Origin of the sequence: Microlunatus kandeliicorticis (assembly GCF_014137855.1) — a bacterium.
Classification (GTDB): domain Bacteria; phylum Actinomycetota; class Actinomycetes; order Propionibacteriales; family Propionibacteriaceae; genus Microlunatus; species Microlunatus kandeliicorticis.
In genome coordinates this window covers 96,620-118,006 of sequence record NZ_JACGWT010000003.1, presented here as the reverse complement: position 1 = coordinate 118,006, position 21,387 = coordinate 96,620, and the positions used below count along the sequence as shown (strand labels likewise).

16 protein-coding genes are annotated in these 21,387 nt (G+C 73.9%); 13 read left to right on the top strand and 3 right to left on the bottom strand.

The annotated features are described in order from the left end of the window. Window positions 1-162 precede the first annotated feature (162 nt). Entirely contained in the window at window positions 163-588 is a 426-nt protein-coding gene (locus tag FHX74_RS09620) for a DUF3040 domain-containing protein (protein WP_182559925.1), read from the top strand. 405 nt (window positions 589-993) lie between these two features. Here the strand turns inward: FHX74_RS09620 and FHX74_RS09615 are convergent, their stop codons facing one another. From FHX74_RS09615 to FHX74_RS09605, 3 genes are read right to left on the bottom strand one after another with little or no spacing between them, the layout of a single operon-like run. Further along, window positions 994-3,240 carry a transglutaminase family protein gene (locus tag FHX74_RS09615; RefSeq protein ID WP_182559924.1) on the bottom strand — a complete coding sequence of 749 codons (2,247 nt, stop codon included), beginning with the start codon at window positions 3,238-3,240 and terminating at the stop codon, window positions 994-996. A 31-nt stretch (window positions 3,241-3,271) separates the two neighbouring features. Further along, window positions 3,272-4,561 carry a DUF58 domain-containing protein gene (locus FHX74_RS09610; RefSeq protein WP_182559923.1) on the bottom strand — a complete coding sequence of 430 codons (1,290 nt, stop codon included), beginning with the start codon at window positions 4,559-4,561 and terminating at the stop codon, window positions 3,272-3,274. A gap of 11 nt (window positions 4,562-4,572) precedes the next feature. Beyond that, complete coding sequence (locus tag FHX74_RS09605) at window positions 4,573-5,583, bottom strand: AAA family ATPase (RefSeq protein WP_407941474.1); 1,011 nt, start codon at window positions 5,581-5,583, stop codon at window positions 4,573-4,575. 267 nt (window positions 5,584-5,850) lie between these two features. On the opposite strand from FHX74_RS09605, the gene mraZ reads away from it, so the two are divergent. From mraZ to FHX74_RS09545, 12 genes are all read left to right on the top strand, one after another. Further along, window positions 5,851-6,279, top strand: coding sequence for a division/cell wall cluster transcriptional repressor MraZ (mraZ, locus tag FHX74_RS09600; RefSeq protein ID WP_182560402.1), 429 nt, complete (start codon window positions 5,851-5,853; stop codon window positions 6,277-6,279). Window positions 6,280-6,597: 318 nt separating this feature from the next. Then, window positions 6,598-7,629 (top strand): 16S rRNA (cytosine(1402)-N(4))-methyltransferase RsmH, encoded by a 1,032-nt coding sequence (gene rsmH / locus FHX74_RS09595; RefSeq protein WP_328823791.1) that lies wholly within the window; start codon window positions 6,598-6,600, stop codon window positions 7,627-7,629. Between the two features lie 91 nt (window positions 7,630-7,720). After that, window positions 7,721-8,362 (top strand): hypothetical protein, encoded by a 642-nt coding sequence (locus tag FHX74_RS09590; RefSeq protein WP_182559921.1) that lies wholly within the window; start codon window positions 7,721-7,723, stop codon window positions 8,360-8,362. Window positions 8,363-8,366: 4 nt separating this feature from the next. Next, window positions 8,367-10,532, top strand: coding sequence for a peptidoglycan D,D-transpeptidase FtsI family protein (locus FHX74_RS09585; protein WP_235970542.1), 2,166 nt, complete (start codon window positions 8,367-8,369; stop codon window positions 10,530-10,532). An 82-nt stretch (window positions 10,533-10,614) separates the two neighbouring features. Then, window positions 10,615-12,318 carry a UDP-N-acetylmuramoyl-L-alanyl-D-glutamate--2,6-diaminopimelate ligase gene (locus tag FHX74_RS09580; protein ID WP_182559920.1) on the top strand — a complete coding sequence of 568 codons (1,704 nt, stop codon included), beginning with the start codon at window positions 10,615-10,617 and terminating at the stop codon, window positions 12,316-12,318. Continuing rightward, complete coding sequence (locus FHX74_RS09575) at window positions 12,315-13,781, top strand: UDP-N-acetylmuramoyl-tripeptide--D-alanyl-D-alanine ligase (protein ID WP_182559919.1); 1,467 nt, start codon at window positions 12,315-12,317, stop codon at window positions 13,779-13,781. The genes FHX74_RS09580 and FHX74_RS09575 overlap by 4 nt, the downstream gene beginning before the upstream one ends. Beyond that, a complete protein-coding gene (gene mraY / locus FHX74_RS09570) occupies window positions 13,778-14,866 on the top strand; it encodes a phospho-N-acetylmuramoyl-pentapeptide-transferase (protein ID WP_182559918.1) in 1,089 nt (362 codons plus the stop codon). Before FHX74_RS09575 ends, mraY begins: the two co-directional genes overlap by 4 nt. An 11-nt stretch (window positions 14,867-14,877) precedes the next feature. Next, window positions 14,878-16,368: a UDP-N-acetylmuramoyl-L-alanine--D-glutamate ligase gene (murD, locus tag FHX74_RS09565; RefSeq protein WP_407941473.1), complete on the top strand. Its 1,491-nt coding sequence runs from the start codon at window positions 14,878-14,880 to the stop codon at window positions 16,366-16,368. Window positions 16,369-16,407: 39 nt separating this feature from the next. After that, complete coding sequence (ftsW, locus tag FHX74_RS09560) at window positions 16,408-17,718, top strand: putative lipid II flippase FtsW (RefSeq protein ID WP_328823736.1); 1,311 nt, start codon at window positions 16,408-16,410, stop codon at window positions 17,716-17,718. Further along, window positions 17,715-18,899 (top strand): undecaprenyldiphospho-muramoylpentapeptide beta-N-acetylglucosaminyltransferase, encoded by a 1,185-nt coding sequence (gene murG / locus FHX74_RS09555; protein ID WP_182559916.1) that lies wholly within the window; start codon window positions 17,715-17,717, stop codon window positions 18,897-18,899. Before ftsW ends, murG begins: the two co-directional genes overlap by 4 nt. Beyond that, complete coding sequence (murC, locus tag FHX74_RS09550; RefSeq protein ID WP_182559915.1) at window positions 18,896-20,473, top strand: UDP-N-acetylmuramate--L-alanine ligase; 1,578 nt, start codon at window positions 18,896-18,898, stop codon at window positions 20,471-20,473. Before murG ends, murC begins: the two co-directional genes overlap by 4 nt. Continuing rightward, window positions 20,470-21,213: a cell division protein FtsQ/DivIB gene (locus FHX74_RS09545; RefSeq protein ID WP_182559914.1), complete on the top strand. Its 744-nt coding sequence runs from the start codon at window positions 20,470-20,472 to the stop codon at window positions 21,211-21,213. Before murC ends, FHX74_RS09545 begins: the two co-directional genes overlap by 4 nt. Window positions 21,214-21,387: the final 174 nt, after the last annotated feature.

Genomic DNA, 21,387 nt, shown 5'->3' with positions numbered 1-21,387 from the left:
GCGGCGAGATAAAGGGCCGATGGGTTTCGCTGGACCCAGGGCGCGCCTAGACTGACGAATGACCACCGGCACCGGTGGTCTGCAGTCGAACCCGCCGGTCCCGTCCAGGCTCCGGAGGATCCGTCGACCGCGGTGACCGACGAGACGCGTGGGAGGTGGCCCGTGGCCCTCTCAGAAGACGAAGAGCGACTGCTCCAGCAGATGGAGGCGGCGCTCGCGGCCGAGGACCCGAAGCTCGTTCACACGCTGAGCGGCAAGGGGACCCGACGGGTGCACCGACGGCGTGCAGCCATCGCCGGCGTCGGCTTCTTCTTGGGTCTCGGCATGCTGGTCGGCGGGATGGCGGTGGGGATGTCCAACCACCCGGTCGTCGGCATCCTGGTCAGCGTCGTCGGCTTCGTGGTCATGGTCGCCGCCGCGGTGACCGCGATCTACGCCTGGCAGCACGTGACCGGCGCGCAGACCGTCCCGGGCCGGTCCAACGACCGCCCGAAGCCCCAGGGCTCCTCGACCGGCACCTCCGGCCAGGGCTTCATGGACAAGATGGAAGAGCGCTGGAAGCGCCGCCGGGACGAATCCGGCTTCTGACCGATCTCACTCTTCGACGCCAGCGCGCGGCTTCCGGCCGCGCGCTTCGTCGTTTCTGCGCGCGAGCGCTTCGACAAGCTCAGCGCGCGTTCGCTGCGAACGCCACCACGGTGCCCTGAGCCTGTCGAAGGGCGTGGGATTCGGCTGCGCGGGCGCGCTTCGACAGGCTCAGCGCGCGTCTCTCGACCACGGCGCCCTGAGCCCCATCCCCGTGCCCTGAGCCTGTCGAAGGGCGGGGGAGTCGACTGCGGGCGCGCTTCGACAGGCTCAGCGCGCGTCTCTCGACCACGGTGCCCTGAGCCTGTCGAAGGGAGTGGGATTCGGCTGCGCGAGCGCTTCGACAGGCTCAGGGCGCGTCTCTCGACCACGGTGCCCTGAGCCTGTCGAAGGGCGCGGGGGCCGGGCTCAGGTGCGCCGGCGGAACCGGAGCAGCCCGCGGAACACCGAACGTGGGACCAGCAGGGCGGCCATACGCCGGTGCCAGGGCTGGGGTTCGGCCAGTCCTCGTCGGATCTCGCTGGTCATCGCGGAGAGCTCCCGGTCGAGGTCGTCGTCGAAGGTCTGGGCATAGCGGGAGCGTTCGACCAGGACGGCGAGCCGCCCCATCGCCTCCGACTCCGACGGCTCGAGCCGGTCACCGACCTGGGCGCCGATGGTCCGCGGCGACCCGGACGGCCAGCTGCCGCCGTAGTCGATCACCGTGTCACGCACCTCCGACCAGGCACCCTCGACCTGCTCCGACGGCTCCCGGTCCCGGTCGAACCGGTGGCCGCGTCGGCGGATCCGGATCGAGGCCGGCGCGGCCAGGACGGCCAGCCCGACCAACACGGCCAGGCCGATCAGCACGTTCCGCAGCGGGTGGGTCGGCGCCTGGGTGACCGGCGCGGTCTGCTGCTCGTTGGCCCGGTTGGACGCCGGGGCGCTGGGCTGCGAGCGGGTGGTGGCCCGGGTCGACGGCTCGCTGTCCGACTCGCTCTGGCTGGGGGTGGTGCCGCGGACGGACCAGGCCGGCGCGGTGCCGGTCACCGAGCTCGGGGTCGGCTCGTAGCGGACCCAGCCGTACCCGCTGAAGTAGAGCTCGGGCCAGGCGTGCATGTCCTTGACCGACACCGTCCAGTGGTCGCCGTCGCGCTCGCCGGGCAGGAAGCCCACCGCCACCCGGCTCGGGATCCCGACGATCCGGGCCATCAGCGCCATCGAGGCGGCGAACTGTTCGCAGTAGCCCTTCTTGTCCTCGAACAGGAAGTTGGTCAGCGCCTGGTAGCCGCTGCCCGGCTGCGGGGCGGTGCTGTAGGTGAAGTTCTTCGTGCTGCGGAAGTACGCCTGGAGCAGCGCGGCCTTGGCCGAGGCGGTGTCACCGGAGGCGGTGATCCGCTTGGCGAGCTCGGTGATCCGCGGTGGCAGGTCGCTCGGCACCGCGAGCGTGGTCTCCGAGTCCACCGGGGTGCCGACCCCGGACGCCGCCAGGTCGGCCGCCGTCGGGTCGATGTCCACGCTCTGCACCGTGTACGTCAGCCCGTTGCTCGCGTCGGCCCGGGCCCGCGGGTTCCGGTTCGACGAGACCATCACCAGCGAGTTCGGGTCGATGCCCCAGCTGCCCTGGACGTCGACGCTGCGCGGTGCGTAGGGCATCGGCAGGTACTCCGAGGCGAAGTCGGTGACCGTGATGCGGGTGCTCCGCTGACGCGTGTCGGTGTCGGCCATGCCGGGCACCGCGGGGAAGTCCGGCCCCTGCTGCAGCGGGGTCTGCGCGTTGGTCCAGCCGGCCCGGCTGAACGCCGGCAGCGAGGCCAGTCGCAGATAGAGCGGGTCGTTGTTGTCGGTCCGGTACTCCAGCACCGGCCGGTTCCGCGGCTCGGTCAGGTTGCGCTTCAGGTCGAGGGTCGGGTCGGCGAGCTGGATCGGCCCGCCGCCGTTGCCCGGCCCGTTGCCGAAGCCGAAACCGCCGAGCGAGATCGTCGGCAGCAGCATCCCGAGGACGGTCACCAGCACCAGCGCGGGCAGCCCGATGTAGGCCGCGGCCCGCCAGACCACCGGGTCGGCGGTGCCGTGCTCGTCGGCCGAGTCGCGGCTCAGGCCGCGCGTCCACCGGGCATTGGCGTTCAGGCCCTCGGCGATCAGGACCGCCAGGTAGCCGAAGCCGATCAGCAGGAACGGCCCGATCCCGGTGTCCTGGCCGAGCCCGAGCGCCGGGATCAGGAAGACGGTGGCGGTCGGGGCCAGCCCGAGGGCCGGCCGGCGCAGCCCGAGCACCAGCAGGTCGGTCAGCACCGCGATCAGCGCGAGGCAGCTGACGAAGAGCAGCTTGACGCCGTCGTTGGGCGTCATCGGTGCCGACTGGGTCTGCATGTGCCCGACCGCCGAGCCGAACAGCGCGCCGACGTGGTCGAACAGCCCGGTCTCGCTGCGGACCGCGGGCAGCTGCGCGGCGATCACCAGGGTGGCCACCGCCCACACCCCGAGCTGGGCGCCGAAGACCACCGCCGAGTTCGCGTGCAGCCGGCGGAGCACCACGCTGACCACCCCGAGCAGCACGATCAGCACCCAGCTGAGTCCGAGGTAGCTGGAGTCCTGGGTGAGCGGGTGCAGGACGAACGAGGCCAGCACCATCGCGATGGCCACCGCCAGCGCGCTCCGGTCGGTGTCCTTCACCGGGTCCCTCCGTCCTGGTCGTGTCCGCCGGTCACCGGGCACCCGCCGCGGCCGAGTCGAACGCCGCCCAGGCGTCGGCCACCCCGAGGCCGGAGCGCACCGGGACGACCTTCCAGCCGTCGTCGCGGAGCAGGTCCTCGGCCACCCCGGGCGCGGCACCGGGCCACCCGAGCTGCGCCCCGCCCTCCTGTCCCTGGCCACCGGGCCCGTCGCGGAAGCTGTCCACGTCGAGCAGCAGGGCCATGCCCTGGGCCCGGTTCCGGCGCAGCCGGCGGAGCCCCTCGGCGTCCTCGACGGTCAACCGGCCGCAGATCGCCACCACCAGCTGACCCGACCGCTCGAGCGTGGCCGCGTTGACCGCGTACTGCAGGGTGCGGGTCGACCGCGACCGCAGGTCGGTGAGCCGGCTGACCACGGCCTGCCGGGCGACCGCCGGCTGACCGGCGGTGGTGGCAATCCGCAACGACCCGCCCGCCTCGAAGATCTCCACTCCGAAGCCGGCGTCGATGAAGTGCAGCGCGATCGAGCAGGCCGCCGAGACCGACCACTCGAACGACGACCAGATGCCCTCGCCGGCGTGCGCACCGGTGCGGGAGTCGAGGACGATGCTGACGCTCGGGTCCCAGGCCTGCTCCTCGCGCCGGACCATCAGCTCGCCGCGGCGGGCGGTCGTCCGCCAGTGCACCCGGCGGACGTCGTCGCCCTGGCGGTACTCGCGGACCAGCACGTCGTCCTGGCCGACCACACCGATCCGGTGCGGCTGGGCGTCACCGGCGCTGCCGACGCCGCCGGCGCCGCGCAGGCTGGCCAGCGGGACGATCTGCGGGGTGACCAGCACCTCGGAGGTGGCCACGAACCGGCGGTCGAGCTGGACCAGCTTGAACGGGTCGGCGGTGCGGACGGTCAGCGGACCGGTGTGGAACCGGCCGCGGACCCGGCCGAGCAGCGGGTACTCGACCTCGCGCTGCCAGGCCTGACCCGGTTTGTCGACGCAGAACCGGGGTGCGGTCCCGAGCTCGTGCGGCACCTGGTCCTCCATCAGCACCAGACCGGCGGGCAGCCGGCCCTCCTGACCGAGGACGATCCGGCCGTGCATGGCCGAGCCGAGCTGCACCTGGTCGGGCTCGACCGAGCGCTCGCAGGAGAGCCGAAGCCGCGCCACCGCCACCAGCACGAGGGCGACCACCGGGAGTGCCGCCAGCAGCAGACCGAGCCGCATCACGTCGCGCTGACCGGCGAGCATCGCGCCGACCACCACCCCGAGCCCGAGCACCAGGAACACCCGGCCGCGCGGGGTCAGCAGCCGCCAGAACCTCCCCACCGGGGCGCCCGTCAGCGCCGGTCGGGCAGCGGGACCGCCCGGACCAGGTGGGCGATGATGTCCGGGGCCGTCCGCCGGGCCAGCTGGGCCTCGGCCGAGGGGATCACCCGGTGGGCGAGCACCTGGACGGCCAGCTCGGCGACGTCGTCGGGGCTGACGTAGTCGCGCCCGGCCAGCGCGGCCCAGGCCCGGCTGATCCGCAGCAGCTGCAGGGTGGCTCGCGGTGAGGCGCCGAGCCGGAGGTCGCGGGAGTTGCGGGTGGCGTTGACGATGCCGACCAGGTACTGCTTGACCGCCGGGGCGACGTAGACGGCCTTGACCGCCTCGATCAGTCCGCTGACCACCACCCCGTCGGTGACCGGCGGCAGCTCGGCCAGCGGGTCGGCCGACCCGTGGGTGTCGAGCATGTCGAGCTCGGAGGTCGGCGTCGGGTAGCCCATCTCGATCCGGGCCATGAACCGGTCCCGCTGCGCCTCGGGGAGGGGATAGGTGCCCTCCATCTCGATCGGGTTCTGGGTGGCGACCACCATGAACGGCGGCGTCAGCGCGTAGGTGGTGCCGTCCACGCTGACCTGGCGCTCCTCCATCGACTCGAGCAGCGCGGACTGGGTCTTGGGGGAGGCGCGGTTGATCTCGTCGCCCACCACGATGTTGGCGAAGACGCCGCCCGGCTTGAACTCGAACTCGCGGGTCTCGGCGTTGAAGATGCTCACCCCGGTGATGTCGGAGGGCAGCAGGTCGGGCGTGAACTGGATCCGCCGCACCGCGCAGTCGATCGAGCGCCCCAGCGCCTTGGCCAGCATCGTCTTGCCGACCCCGGGGACGTCCTCGACCAGCAGGTGCCCCTCGGCCAGCAGCACGGCCAGGGCCAGGTCGATCGAGGCGCGCTTGCCCTCGATCACCTGCTCGATCGCGGTCCGGACCTGGCCGCTGACCCGGACGACGTCGTCCAGGGAGAGCGGCGGGACGTCGCGCTGCTCCGCGCGGTCCGTCCCGGTGGTGGCGTCGTAGCTCAGCGTCACGGTTCCCCTCGGTGCCGGGTCGCGTGCCTGATCGCCACGCGGTCGCTCGCCATGCTATGCGGCCCACCCGTGCCCCCGCCGGGCTCGCGAGCGGGCCGGCCCCCGACCTTGCCGAACTCTTCAGCACCGCCGCCGGACGCCCGGCTCGCGCCGACCGCCGTCCGGCGGGGCGATTGGGAGCGCCGAAAGGGTGCTTGGTGGAGCGAAGTGGAGTAGAGTGGAGCGCAGTGGAGGAGATCGGTCCGATCGTGGAGCCTGGAGGTGGGCGTGTTCCTCGGAACCCACACCCCCAAGATCGACGAGAAGGGGCGGTTCTTCCTGCCGGCGAAGTTTCGCGAGGAGCTCGCCGAGGGGTTGGTCATCACCCGGGCCCAGGACCGGTGTCTGGCGATCTACCCCGAGGCGACGTTCGTCGAGATGACCAAGTCCATGAGCAGTGCACCGACCAGCGTCAAGCAGGTCCGGGACTTCCAGCGGATGCTGGCGGCCGGGGCCTCGAACGAGAAACCGGACAAGCAGGGCCGCATCACCATTCCGCCGCAGCTGCGGAACTACGCGGGCCTGACCGGGGAGTGCGTCGTGGTCGGGGCCATCAACCGGGTCGAGGTCTGGGACGCCGCCGCGTGGGAGGCCTACTCCGCCGAGCAGGAATCGGCCTTCGCCGAGATGAACGAAGAGGTCTTCCCGGGCCTGTGATCCGTGGGGGCGGCACAGGCCCGGGAGCTGGCGACAGCCAGACGGGCGCGGCCCGTGTCCCGGGGCTTCAGCCCCGAGACCCGGTCTCCCTGGCGCACCTTCCCCGGTGCCAGGTGGGCCATCCAGGGTCTCGGGCTGAAACCTCGGGGCACGAGCCGCACCGGCTGCCGCCGCAGAGCTCCGCGTGACCCGTCGGGGGGATGACGCGAGGCTCGCAGGTCAGGCTGCGGGGGCAGCGCCGCGAAACGACAGCCCGGGATGACAGATGCCGCGACAGGGGAACCGGTGACGGACGCGTCCGTACCTCCCACCCCGCCCGTGCCCGACCGGCCGGCGCCCGCTCCCTCCGGGGAGCCGGTGCACGTGCCGGTGATGGTCGAGCGGATCGTCGCCCTGCTGGCCCCGGCGTTGCACCCCCAGCCCGACCGACACACCCGCCCGGCGTCCGGGGAGGCGTCCGGGGAAGCGTCCCGGTTCACCGTGGTGGACGGCACCCTCGGCCTCGGCGGTCACGCCGAGGCCCTGCTCGAGGCCTGTCCCGAGGCCCGGCTGATCGGCATCGACCGCGACCCGCAGGCCCTCGACCTGGCCGGCCGCCGGCTCTCCCGCTTCGAGGACCGGGTCACCCTGGTCCACGCGGTCTACGACGAGCTGGCCGACGTCCTCGACCGGCTCGGCGTCCGCCGGGTGCAGGCCGTGCTGCTCGACCTCGGGCTGTCCTCGCTGCAGATCGACCGCACCGAGCGCGGGTTCGCCTACGCCACCGACGCCCCGCTCGACATGCGGATGGACGGCACGCAGGGGATCACCGCGGCCGAGGTGGTCAACAGCTACGACGCCGCCAAGCTGCGCCGCATCCTCAGCCGCTACGGCGAGGAGCGGTTCGCCGACCGGATCGCCCGCCGGATCGTCGCCGAGCGCGCCAGCCGTCCCTTCACCACCTCCGGACGCCTGGTCGAGGTGATCGCCGCCGCGATCCCGGCCGCGGCCCGGCACACCGGCGGACACCCCGCCAAGCGGACCTTCCAGGCGCTGCGGATCGAGGTGAACCGCGAGCTGGACGCCCTGGCCCGAGTGCTGCCCGACGCGGTCACCGCGCTCGCGGTCGGCGGCCGGATCGCCGTGCTGGCCTACCACTCGCTGGAGGACCGGTTGGTCAAGCAGACGTTCCGGGACGGCGCGACCGACCGGGCCCCGCGGGACCTGCCGGTGGTGCCGCCCGAGCTCCGGCCGCAGCTCGAACTGCTGACCCGTGGCGCCGAACGGCCGGACGCCACCGAGGCCGGCCGCAACCCGCGCGCCGCCTCCGCCCGGCTCCGTGCCGCCGTCCGGATCGCCGAGGCGGCATGACCGCCCCGACGCGCGTGAGTCCGACCCGCCTGAGCCCGACCCGCACGACCCCGACCAGCACACCCCCGACCAGCAGGCCCGAGGAGAACCGATGAGCGCCGTGTGGGAAGCCGAGACCCCCGACTGGTCCGACGAGGTCGCCGACGAACAGCCGCGCCGCCGGCTGCGGGCCGTCCCGCGGCGCCGCCAGCGGATGGCGCGGACCCCGTTCGTGCTGGTGCTGATCGTGATCTTCGGGCTCGGCATGGCGGGGCTGCTGATGCTCAACACCACGCTGCAGAACCAGGCCGTCCAGGCCCAGAAGCTCAACAACCAGGCCACCGTGCTCACCTACGAGCAGGCCTCGCTCTCCCGGCAGCTCCAGCAGGTCGAGGCTCCTCAGGAACTCGCCCGGCGCGCCTCGGCGCTGGGGATGCGGGCCGACCCCTACCCTGCGTTCATCCGCACCAGCGACGGCAAGATCATCGGCTACCCGGACGTCGTCCAGGGCAACGAGGAGCCCACCCAGATCGTCAAGACGCCCGAGCAGCTGCAGGCCGAGGCGAAGGCCGCCGCGGCCAAGGCGGCCGCCGCCCAGGCCGCCAAGGAGGCGGCGGCCAAGCAGGCTGCGGCCGAGGCCGCCGCCCAGGCCAAGGCGCAGCAGGCCAAGGCGAAGCAGTCGTCGCAGAAGAACGGGAAGAGCACGAACCAGAAGGGCCAGAACGCCAGCACGGCCCAGAACGGACGGAACTGACCCGATGCCCGCTGACCGCCGCACCCCGCCCGACCCGCCGCGTCCGACCCGGTCGCGCACGACCGGTTCCGCGGCTTCGCGCGCTCGTGCTCCGCAGGGCGTCCACCCGCGGTCGGACCGGGAGCCCCGACCGGCGGCACCCCGCTCCGGCCAGCCGCGCCCGGCCCAGTCCCGCGCCGGCCAGTCCCGCACCGCCCAGTCCCGGACCGCCCAGTCCCGGACCGCCCAGTCCCGGACCAGCCAGTCCCGGACCAGCCAGTCCCGTTCCGCCCAGCCGCGCCCCGCGCAGCGGCGTCCGGCCCAAGGTCGCCCGTCGGCCCGGCCCGGCGCGACCGCGGCCGGCAGCACCCGGCTCGGTTCCTGGCTCGGGCTGCCCGAGGGAGGGCGCCGGCCCCCGGTCCGACGGCGCCGCACGCTGCGGATCCCGCTCGGGTCGTCGACCCGCCGGCTCCGGATCGGTCTGCTGGTCATCGCCATGGCGGTCTCGCTGTGCGCCGGCCGGCTGCTCCAGCTGCAGGGCTTCGACTCCTCGGCCTACGCCGCCGCCTCGACCGAGCAGCTGACCCGCACGCTGGCCCTACTGCCCGCCCGGGGTGAGATCACCGACCGCAACGGGGTGGTGCTGGCCTCCACCGAGCCCGCGGTCGACATCACCGCCGACCCCACCCTGACCAGCAAGAACGCCCAGGCGATCGCGGCGATCATCGACCGCTACGTCGACCAGGACCCGGGACAGACGGTGGCGGCGCTGACCAAGCCGAACACCCGGTTCGCCTACGTGGCCAAGAAGGTGCCGGCCGCGGTCTACACCCAGATCGCGCAGGACCTGTCGACCGCCGGCTACTACGGCGTCTTCCGCGAGAGCGACCCGATCCGCACCTACCCGGCCGGCGCGGTCGGCGCGGGGATCGTCGGCTTCGTCGGCGGCGACAACGACGGCGTGGCCGGGTTCGAGTACGCCCGCAACAAGCAGCTGGCCGGCGTCGAGGGCAAGGAGTCCTACGAGTCCGCACCCGACGGCTCGAAGATCCCGCTCGGCACCAGCGTGGTGACCCCGGCGCAGAACGGCGTCAGCTACCAGCTCTCCATCGACTCCGAGCTGCAGTGGGTGGCCGAGCAGCGGCTGGCCGCCCAGGTCAGCAAGCTCAAGGCCGACTACGGCTTCGCGATCACCATGGACGTCCGCACCGGGCAGATCCTCGCGCTGGCCAACGCCCCGTCCTACGACGCCTCCGACCCGGGGGCCTCGGACCCGGCCGACCGCGGCAACCGCGCGGTCCAGGAGACCTACGAACCGGGCTCGGTGGAGAAGATCCTCACCTCGGCCGCGCTGATCGACTCCGGCACCGCCAACCCGGACACCAAGGTCGTGGTGCCCAACCGGGTCGCCTCCGGCGGCGGGCTGATCAAGGACGTCGAGGACCACGGCACGGTCGACTACCGGATGCGCGGCATCGTCGCCCACTCCTCGAACATCGGGATGCTGCTGCTGACCCGGCAGCTGCCCAAGGCGACCCTGGTGAACTACCTGTCCAGCTTCGGGCTGGGGCAGCCCACCGGGATCGAGCTCCCGGCCGAGGCCTCGGGGACCGTCCCGCCGGCCTCGATGCCGGACTACAGCCGCGACCAGATCGCCTTCGGCCAGGGACTCAGCGTCACCGGGGTCCAGGAGGCGGCCGCGATCGCCGGCATCATCAACGGCGGGATCTACCACGCGCCGACCGTGGTGGCCTCGGCCACCAGCCCGGACGGCACCCCGGCCGACCTCAACCGGCCGGCTCCGCGTCGGGTGGTCTCGGCCCAGACCTCGGCCGAGGTCCGCGGGCTGATGCAGGCCGTGGTCTACGGGATCAAGAGCCGCTCGAGCCTGTCGATGGACCACTACCAGACCGGCGGCAAGACCGGCACCGCTCAGCGGGCCGACCCGAAGTGCGGCTGCTACCGCGGCTACGTCACCAGCTACGTGAACTTCGCGCCGCTGAACGACCCGAGCATCCTCACCTACGTGGTGATCAACAACCCGCGCCAGGGCAACCCGACGGGCACCGGCAACGCCGCCCCGGTGGCGAACGACATCATGCAGTTCGCGCTGCCGCGGTACGGGGTCGAGCCGGACCAGAAGGACTTCGCCGACCAGGCCGCCCAGTACACGCTCCCGCTGACCTGGTGACCCGGGCGATGGGGCGACCGAGCGGCCGCGCCCCGCGCGGCCACCGGGCACCGGTGGTCCGGACTCGGTACGGTCTGGTGTCGTGACGGCCGTACCAGGAGGGCAGGGCAACCCGCACCGCCCGCACCGCGGTCGTCCCGTCCCGCTCGCCGACGCCCTGGCGACCGCGCTCGCCGCGGACGGGGCCCTCGCCGACGACCGGCCGCGCCGCGGCCCGCTGCCGGCGGTGACCGGTGTGGCCTCGGACTCGCGGCTGGCCGGACCCGGCGACCTCTACCTGGCCCTCCCCGGCGACCGGACCCACGGCGCCCGGTTCGCCGCCCAGGCGGTCCGGGCCGGTGCGGTCGCGGTGCTCACCGACGCCGCCGGCGCCGCCCTGCTCGAGGGGGACGGCAGCCTCGGCCCCGACGTCCCGGTGGTGGTGGTCGACCGGCCCCGGGCGCTGATGGCCGGGCTGGCCGCGGAGGTCTACGACCGCCCGGCCCGGGCCCTCCGCACGGTCGGGATCACCGGGACCAACGGCAAGACGACCACCAGCTTCCTGGTCGACGGCGGGCTGCGGGCCGGCGGCTGGCACACCGGGCTGATCGGCACCCTCGGCTACCGGATCGACGACCGTCCGCTCGACGGCCCCCGGACCACCGTCACCACCCCGGAGTCGGCCGAGCTGCAGGGGCTGTTCGCCGCCCTCCGCGAGGCGGGCGCGCAGGCGGTGACGATGGAGGTGTCCTCGCACGCGCTGGCACTCGGCCGCGCCGACGCGGTGGTCTTCGACGTCGCCGTGTTCACCAACTTCGGTCGCGACCACCTCGACTTCCACGGCACCCTCGAGGCCTATTTCGCGGCCAAGGCGTCGCTGTTCACCGCCGCCCGGGCGCGCCGGGCGGTGATCAACCTCGACGACCCGCGCGGCCCCGCGCTGGTCGCGCAGGCGCGGGCCGAGGGGCTCGCCGTCGTCACCACCGGCACCGCCGACGGGACCGCGGCGGACTACCGGCTGCTCGAGCTCGACGCCGACGGGCCGGTCACCCGGCTCACCGTCGGCACCCCGGCCGGGACGGTCCGGATGGACCTGAAGCTGCCCGGCGACCACAACGCGCACAACGCGGTCAGCGCGCTGGCCGCCGTCGACCTGCTGACCGCCGACGCTGCCCCGGGGCCCGGGCCGGCCTTCGACCGCGACCGCGCGATCGCCGGGATCGGCGCGGTGACCGTCCCCGGACGGATGCAGCCGGTGCCGCTCGCGGACCACCCCGACGCGCGCACGCCGCAGGTCTACGTCGACTTCGCCCACACCCCGCAGGCGGTCGCCTCGGCCCTGGCGGCGCTCGCCCCGCGGGCGCACGGGCGTCCGGTGGTCTGCGTGGTCGGCTGCGGCGGCGACCGCGATCCGGCCAAGCGCGGATCGATGGGCGCGGCGGCCGTCCGCGGTGCCGACCTGGTGGTGATCACCGACGACAACCCGCGCGGCGAGGAACCGGCGGCGATCCGGGCCGCCACCCTGGCCGGTGCCCGCGACGAGCTGGCCCGCACCGGCGCGGCGACCGAGGTGGTCGACGGCGGTGACCGGCGCTCCGCGCTGGCGCTGGCGCTGCGCCGGGCGCGGACGTCGGGCGCGGTGGTCGCCGTGCTCGGCAAGGGACACGAACAGGGGCAGGAGGTCGCCGGCGTGGTGCACCCGTTCGACGACGCGGCGGTGGTCGCCGAGCTGTGGGCCGAGCTGGCCGACGAACCGGCGGTCCCGAGCGAAGCAGCGCCGGTTCCGACCGCCCGAGGGTCCCGGTGATCGCCGTCGGGCTCGGCCGGCTGGCCGAGACGGTCGGTGCCGAGCTCACCGGTGCCGGCCCTGACGCCGAGGTGACCTCGGTGGTGGTCGACAGCCGGCAGGCGCAGCCGGGCTCGCTGTTCGTGGCGCTGCCCGGCGAGCACGTCGACGGGCACGACTTCGTCGCGCGCGCGGCGCAGGCCGGTGCGGTCGCTGCGCTGACCACCCGGCCGGTGCCGGGCGTCCGCTGCCTGGTGGTGCCGGACGCCCAGCAGGCGCTCGGCCGGGTCGGCCGGCTCGCGGTCGACCTGGCCCGCCCGCAAGGGCTGCGGGTCACCGGGATCACCGGCTCACAGGGGAAGACCTCGACCAAGGACCTACTGGCCCAGGTGCTCGAGACGCAGGCGCCCACGGTGGCGCCGGTCGCCTCGTTCAACAACGAGATCGGTGTCCCGCTGACCGCCTGCCGGGTCGGTCCGGACACCCGGTTCCTGGTCTCCGAGATGGGCGCCCGCGGGATCGGGCACATCCGCTATCTCTGCGAGCTCACCCCGCCGGACGTCGGGATGGTGCTCAACGTCGGCTTCGCGCACCTCGGCATGTTCGGCAGCCGCGAGGCGATCGCCCAGGCCAAGGGCGAGCTGGCCGAGGCGGTGCCCGGTGACGGCGTCGCGGTGCTCAACCTCGGCGACCCGCTGGTCGCGGCGATGCACACCCGGACCCGGGCCGCGGTGGTCGGGTTCCTCGAACCGGACGCCGAGCCCGACGCGGCCGCGCTCCGGGTCGCCGCTCGGCTGGTCAGCGCGGTCGACCCGACCGCCGACGACGCCGGCTGCTGGAGCTTCGGGCTGCGCGACTCCGGGACCGGGGAGACCCACCCGGTGCGGTTGCGGCTGCTCGGGGCCCACCAGATCGGCAACGCGCTCGCCGCCGCGGCCGCCGCCACCGCGCTCGGGCTCGCACCCGCGGCGGTGGCCGAGGCGCTCAGCGCGGCCGGCCCGCGGTCGCGCTGGCGGATGGAGACGCACCGGCGCGCCGACGGCCTGCTGGTGGTCAACGACGCCTACAACGCCAACCCCGGCTCGATGTCCGCGGCGCTGCGCACCCTGGCCGGTCTCGGTGCGTCCCGCCGGGCGGCGGGCCAGCCGACCCGTACCGTGGCCGTGCTGGGCGAGATGCTCGAGCTCGGGGACAGCGCCGCCGACGAGCACGCGGCGGTCGGGCGGCTGGCCGCCGAGCTCGGGATCGACCGGCTGCTGACGGTGGGCGACCACGCCGACGTGATCCGCGAGGGAGCGCGTGCGGCCGGTCTCGGCGGGGAGGAGACGGCGGTGTTCGACACGGTCGACGCCCTGCGCGAGGCGCTGCTCGCCGAGGTCGCGAGCACCGACGTGGTGCTGGTCAAGGCCTCCCGCGCCATCGGGCTCGAGACCGTCGCCGACGCGCTGCTGGGTGACGGGCCGGAGCAGGGGAGCAGCGCGTGAAGCTGATCGTCTTCGCCGGCGTCATCTCGCTGCTCGGGACCCTGATCGGCACCCGGTACGCGATCCGGGTGCTGGTCCGCAAGGGCTACGGGCAGCTGATCCGCGACGACGGGCCGACCAGTCACCACACCAAGCGCGGCACCCCGACCATGGGCGGGCTGGTGATCATCGCCTCGGTGCTGCTGGCCTACACCGTCTCGCACCTGGTCACCCTGACCCCGCCGACCGTCTCCGCACTGCTGGTGCTGTTCCTGTTCACCGGGCTCGGCGTGGTCGGCTTCGTCGACGACTTCATCAAGATCAGCAAGCAGCGTTCGCTCGGGCTGCGCAGCAAGGCCAAGATCGCCGGCCAGTCGATCGTCGCGGTGATCTTCGCCGTGCTGTCCTTCCAGTTCCCCGACGACCGGGGCATCACCCCGGCGTCCCGGGCCATCTCGTTCCTCCGCGACATCGACCCGCTGACCCTGCCGCTGGTGCTCGCGGTGGTCTGGGTGCTGCTGCTGATCGCCGCGGCCAGCAACGGCGTCAACCTCACCGACGGGCTGGACGGGCTCGCCGCCGGGGCCTGCGTGATGATCTTCGGCGCCTACACCCTGGTCAACATCTGGCAGTACAACCAGTACTGCGGGTTCGCCGACGTGGCCGGGCCGAAGTGCTACGAGGTCCGCAACCCCTACGACCTGGCGGTGGTGGCCATCTCGCTCGCCGGCGCCTGCTTCGGCTTCCTGTGGTGGAACGCCGAGCCGGCGAAGATCTTCATGGGCGACACCGGCTCGCTCAGCCTCGGCGGCGGGCTGGCCGGGATGGCGATCTTCACCCGCACCGAGCTGCTGCTGATCATCCTGGGCGGGCTGCTGGTGATCGAGGTGGGCTCGGTCATCCTCCAGACCAGCTACTTCAAGCTCACCAGGCGGATCACCGGGACCCCGAGACGGCTGTTCAAGATGACGCCGTTCCACCACCACTTCGAGCTGCTCGGCTGGGCCCAGGTGACCATCGTCATGCGGTTCTGGATCATCGCCGGGCTCTTCGTGGCCGGGGGACTCGGCCTCTTCTACGCGGAATGGGTGACGGGCAGCCAGTGAACGCACGTGCGGTGATCAGCGAGCTCATCCCGGACTGGACCCGGCTGCACGCCGTGGTCGCCGGCGTCGGCGTCGCCGGGTTCGCCGCGGCCGACGCGCTGATCGAGTTCGGCGCCCGGGTGACGGTGCTCGAGGACGTGGCCAGCGAGGCCAATGTCGAGAAGGGCGAGCTGCTCGGGGTGCTCGGCGCCGAGGTCCGGATCGGTCCCGGCAGCTCGGCCACGCTGCCCGACGGCGTCGACCTGGTGGTCACCACCGGCTGGCCGCCGACCTCACCGCTGCTCAGCCAGGCGCTGGCCCGGCGGGTGCCGGTGTGGAGCGAGCCCGAGCTGGCCTTCCGGCTGGCCCGCAGCCGCCCCGGTCGGCCGGCCCCGGCGTGGCTGGGGATCACCGGGACCAACGGCAAGACCACCACCACCACGATGCTGGCCTCGATGCTCACCGCGGCCGGGCTGAGCACCGCCGCGGTCGGCAACATCGGCCGGCCGGTGACCGAGACCGTGCTCGACACCGAGACCCGCTACGACGTGCTCGCGGTCGAGCTGTCGAGCTTCCAGCTGCACTGGGCCGACCGGCTCAGCCTGCACAGCGCGGTGGTGCTCAACCTGCAGCCCGACCACCTGGAGTGGTACGACCCGGCCGGCGGGGACCGCGACGCCGCCTACGCCGCGTACGCCGCCGACAAGGCCCGGATCTACGCCGGGGTGGAGCACAGCTGCGTCTACAACGTCACCGACCCCGCCACCGAGCGGATGGTCGAGGAGGCCGACGTGGTGGAGGGCGCCCGGGCGATCGGCTTCACCGCCGGGGTGCCGGCGGTCTCCATGCTCGGCGTGGTCGACGACCTGCTGGTCGACCGGGCCTTCATCAGCCAGCGCCGCGACTCCGCGCTCGAGCTGGCCAGGGTCTCCGACGTCAGCCCGGCCGCCCCGCACAACGTGACCAACGCCCTCGCGGCCGCCGCGCTGGCCCGCAGCTTCGGGGTGCCGGCCACCGCGGTCCGCGACGGGCTGCGCGCCGCCGACGTCCCCGGGCACCGGATCGAGACCGTCCGCACCCTCGCCGGGGTGCGGTTCGTCGACGACTCCAAGGCCACCAACCCGCACGCCGCGGACGCCTCGCTGTCCGCCTTCGACCCGGTGGTCTGGGTGGCCGGCGGCCAGGCCAAGGGGGTCGGCTTCGACGAGCTCGTCCGCCGTCACGCCGACCGGCTGCGGGCCGCCGTCCTGCTCGGCGTGGACCGCGCGCTGATCGCCGAGGCGCTGGCCCGACACGCGCCGCAGGTCCCGGTGATCACCGTCGACGCACCGGAGGATGGGGCCATGGCCCAGGCCGTGGCGGCAGCCGCGTCCCGGGCCCGTCCCGGCGACGTGGTGCTGCTCGCACCGGCCTGCGCCAGCCTGGACATGTTCGCCAGCTACGCCGCACGCGGGGACGCGTTCGCCGCCGCCGTGAACGACCTCGACGAGGGGGCCGTGGGCAACGCCGACGGTGTCCGCTGACCGCGTCGGGGCCGCCTCGCAGATCAGGAGAGTGACGCCGTGACGTTGACCAGCGGATCACCCGGAGTCCGCGGCCGGGTCCGCGGCGAGGGCGGCGACACCGATCGGCTGGCCACCCGTCCGGAGACCGGCCGGGCCGACGTCTGGGGCTGGGTCCGCGCGGTGCTCGACCGGCCGATGACCAGCTTCCACCTGGTGGTCGCGGCCGCTGGCCTGCTGCTCGGTCTCGGGGTGCTGATGGTGCTCTCCGCCTCCAGCGTGGTCGCGCTCGAGTCGTTCGGCGACGCCTACTACTACGTCAAGCGCCAGGTCGTCTTCCTGCTGGTCGGGCTGGTCGGCGCGGTGGTCGCCGCCACCCTGCCGCCGTCCAGGATCCGGCTGGTCGCCTGGCCCGCGCTGTTCCTGGCCTGCGTGCTGCTGATCCTCACCTACACCCCGCTCGGGGTGACCGTCGGCGGCAACCGGAACTGGCTCCGGCTGGGCACCGCCGCGCTGCAGATCCAGCCCTCGGAGTTCGCCAAGCTCGCGCTGATCGTCTGGGCCGCCGACGTGCTGGCCCGCAAGGAGAAGCTGCTCGACCAGCCCAAGCACCTGCTGATCCCGTTCCTGCCGGTCTCGGCGATCGTCATCCTGCTGATCGTCTTCCAGGGCGACGCCGGAACCGCGGTGGTGGTCGCCGGGATCGTCGCAGCGATCCTGTGGATCGTCGGGGCGCCGACCCGCGTGCTGCTCGGTCTCGGGGTAGGCGGCGGGCTCGGCGTGGTCGGGCTCTTCGTCACCAGCCCCAACCGGATGGCCCGGCTGAACGCGTTCCTCAACCCGACCCACGACGTCGACGGGACCAACCTGCAGTCGACCGTAGCCACCCTGGCGATCGCCTCCGGCGGCTGGTGGGGGCTCGGGCTCGGCGCCAGCCGGCAGAAGTGGGGCAGCCTGCCGGTCGCCTACAGCGACTACATCTTCGCCGTGATCGGCGAGGAGCTCGGGCTGGTCGGCAGCCTGATGGTGCTGTTGCTGTTCCTGGTCCTCGGCTACGCCGGCATCCGGATCGCGCTGCGCTCGACCGAGAGCTTCAACCGCTACGTCTCGGCCGGGATCACCGCCTGGTTCATGGTCCAGGCGCTGATCAACCTCGGCGTCGTGCTCCGGCTGATGCCGATCGCCGGCGTCCCGCTGCCGATGGTCTCCTACGGCGGCTCGGCGCTGATCGCCAACACCCTGGCCCTCGGCCTGCTGGTCAGCTGCGCCCGGCGCGAGCCGGCGGCGCTCGAGGCGCTCGGCGCCCGTCGCGCCAAGCACCGGCCGGCGATGACCACCGTGGTCGGTAGCCGGGGTGGCCGTCGCCGATGAGCGAGCCGACCCCCTCGGTGCCGCCGGTGAGCGTCGTGCTGGCCGGCGGCGGCAGCGCCGGCCACACCTCGCCGCTGATCGCCACCGCCGAACAGCTCCGGGTGCTGGCGCCCGGCGTCCGGCTCACCGCCGTCGGCACGGCCCGCGGGCTCGAGACCCACACCGTCCCGGCCGCCGGGCTGCCGCTCGAGCTGATCCCGCCGGTGCCGATGCCGCGCCGACCCGGCCCCGACCTGCTCGCCGTCCCCGGCCGGCTCCGCCGTGCCGTCGCCGACGCCGCCGCGGTGCTCCGGCGGGTCGAGGCGGACGTGGTGCTCGGCTTCGGCGGCTACGTCTCCACCCCGGTCTACCTGGCCGCCCGACGGCTCCGGGTGCCGATCGTCATCCACGAGCAGAACGCCGTCCCCGGGCTCGCCAACCGGCTGGCCGCCCGGTTCACCGAGCACGTCGCCACCTCGTTCCCGGACACCCCGCTGCCGCACGCCCGGCACCTCGGGCTCCCGCTGCGGACCGCGATCACCGCGCTGGCGGACCCCGGACTCGACCGCGCCGCGCTCCGCCGCGAGACCCGGACCGACTGGGGCTTCCGCGACGACCAGCCGCTGCTGCTGGTCACCGGCGGGTCGCAGGGGGCCCGGTCGATCAACACCGCGGTGCTCGGGGCCAAGGAGCAGCTGCTGGCCCGTGGCATCCAGGTACTGCACGTGCTCGGCGGCAAGAACGTCACCGCCGCCGACGTCGAGGTGGTCGACCCCGGCACCGGGGCGGCCTACCGTCCGGTCGGCTACGTCGACGGGATGGAACGGGCCTACGCCGCCGCCGACCTGGTGCTCTGCCGGTCCGGGGCCAGCACGGTGCTCGAGACCGCGGTGGCCGGGCTGCCGGCCCTCTTCGTGCCCTACCCGGTCGGCAACGGCGAGCAGGCCAAGAACGCGGTCGCGGTGGTCCGGGTCGGCGGTGGTCGCCTGCTGCCCGACGCCGACTGCACCGCCGAGCGGCTGACCGACCTGGTGCCCGGGCTGATCACCGACCGCGAACAGCTGGCCGCGATGGCGACGGCGACCCGTAGTGTCGCCGTGGTCGACGCGGCCGAGCGGCTGGCCCGGCTGACCCTCGAGGTCGCCGCCGGCGGGACGCCCGGCCGACGGACCACGACGGGGAACACGGAGGGGGAGCGGTGAGTCTGATCGACCCGGTGCCGGTCGACCGGTTGCCCGACCCCGAGGCCCTCGGCCCGCTGCACTTCATCGCCATCGGCGGCTCCGGGATGAACGGTGTCGCGACCGTCTACGCCCAGCGCGGGATCGCAGTCAGCGGCAGCGACCGGCAGGACTCGGACTACCTGCGCAGTTTGGCCGCGGCCGGCGTCCGCACCCACGTGGGTCACGCCGCCGAGCAGCTCGGCGACGCCCGCGCGGTGGTGGCCAGCTCGGCGATCCGCGAGGACAACCCGGAGCTGGCCGAGGCCCGCCGTCGCGGGCTGCCGGTGCTGCACCGCAGCGTCGCGCTGGCCGCCCTGGTCCGTGGCAAGCGCGGCATCGCCGTGGCCGGTACCCACGGCAAGACCACCACCACCGGGATGATCGCCGAGGTGCTCACCCGGCTGGACGCGGACCCGTCGTACGTGATCGGCGGCGCGCTCTACCACCCGGGCCGGGTCGGCGGCAGCAAGACCGGCGGGCACCACGGCGCGGGTCCCGACTTCGTGGTCGAGGCCGACGAGAGCGACGGGTCGTTCCTCCAGTACCCGGTCGAGGTCGCGGTGGTCACCAACGTCGACCCCGACCACCTGGTCAACTGGGGCACCGGCGAGAACTACCGCGAGGGATTCGCCCGGTTCGCCTCTGCGCCCGGGCTCCGGCTGCTGGTGGTCAGCGCCGACGAACCCGGTGCGGTCGAGCTGACCGGCCGGCTCCGCGAGCGCGGCACCGCCGCCCGGATCGTCACCTTCGGCCGGGCCGCCGACGCCGACGTCCGGATCACCGACGAGAGCTACCGCGGCACCGGTTCGGCGTTTCGGCTGACCGACGCCACCGGTGCCCTCGGGGTCCCCGGGACCGGCGGCGAGGTGCGGCTGGCGGTGCCGGGGGACTACAACGTCTCCAACGCCGCGGCCGCCTACGCGGTCGCGCGCTGGCTCGACCACCCCGACGCCGAGGTGCGCGACGCGCTGAGCCACTTCCCGGGCACCTACCGCCGTTTCCAGCTGGTCGGCACCGCGGCGGGCGTCCGGGTCTTCGACGACTACGCCCACCACCCGACCGAGGTGGCCAACACCGTCCGCGCGGCCCGGACCGGGCTCGACGGCGGCCGGCTGATCGCGGTCATGCAGCCGCACCTCTACACCCGCACCCGGGACTTCTTCGCCGAGTTCGGCCAGGCCTTGGTGCCCGCCGACGAGGCGGTGGTGATGGACGTCTGCGGCGACCGCGAGGACCCGATCCCCGGGATCACCGGCGCCCTGGTGGCCGACGCGGTGCCGCCCGGCACTGCGCACGTGACCTACGAACCGACCTGGGCCGCGACCCCGGCCACCGTCGCCGGACTGGCCCGGCCCGGGGACCTGGTGGTCACGCTCGGCTGCGGTGACGTCACCAAGATCGCGCCGCTGATCGTCGAGCAGCTCGCCGCCGCCGAGACGGCGCTCGCGGCCGCGACCACCGATCCGGAGACCGCCGGTCCGTCCGGTGCCGGTCCGTCCGGTGCCGGTCCGTCCGGCGACCCGTCCCGCGCCGACCGAGGGGAGTCCCGATGAGCCCGGTGGCGACGAAGAACCGCGAGCCGGTCACCGACGCGACGGTCGCCCTCGACTGGCGCCGTCGGCGGGGTCGGCGGCGGCTGCTGCTCAAGGTGCTGATCCCGTTGCTGGCGCTGGTGCTGGTCGCCGCCGCGATCGTGGTCGTCGGCTTCAGCTCGCTGTTCGCCGCCCGCACCGTCGAGGTGCACGGCACCCGGGTGCTGACCCAGGCCGACGTCCGCCGCGCCGCGGCGGTGCCGCCGGGGGTCTCGCTGGCCCGGCTCGACCTGGGCGCGATCACCCGCCGGGTCGATGCGCTCCGCGAGGTCGCGAACGCCCGGGTCCAGCGGTCCTGGCCCGACACCGTGGTGATCACGGTGACCGAGCGGACGCCGGCGCTGGTCGTCCAGCAGGCCGCCGGGTACGTGCTGATCGACGCCAACGGCGTCGCCTACCGGGTCCAGGCCGACCGGCCCGCGGGCACCGCTCTGGCCACCGTCGACCCGGGCAACGCGACCCTGCTCACCCAGGTCGCCACCGTGATGGGCTCGCTGCCGCCCGACATCGCCCGCCAGGTCGACACCGTCGGCGCGACCACCGTCGATTCGATCACCCTGCAGCTGACCCGCAACCGGACCGTCTTCTGGGGCGACGCCGAGCGGAACGCCGACAAGGCGCGGGTGCTGGCCGCCCTGCTCGACCACAAGGGCTCCCGCTACGACGTCTCCGCTCCGGACTTCCCGGCCATCCGGCGCTGACCTCACTCCGCTCCACCCGCTGAGCGGCTCCTTCCGCGCGCTGAGCCTGTCGAAGCGCTTCCGCGCGCTGAGCCTGTCGAAGCGCTCCCCGCGCGCTGAGCCTGTCGAAGCGCTCCCCGCGCGCTGAGCCTGTCGAAGCGCTCCCCGCGCGCTGAGCCTGTCGAAGCGCTCCCG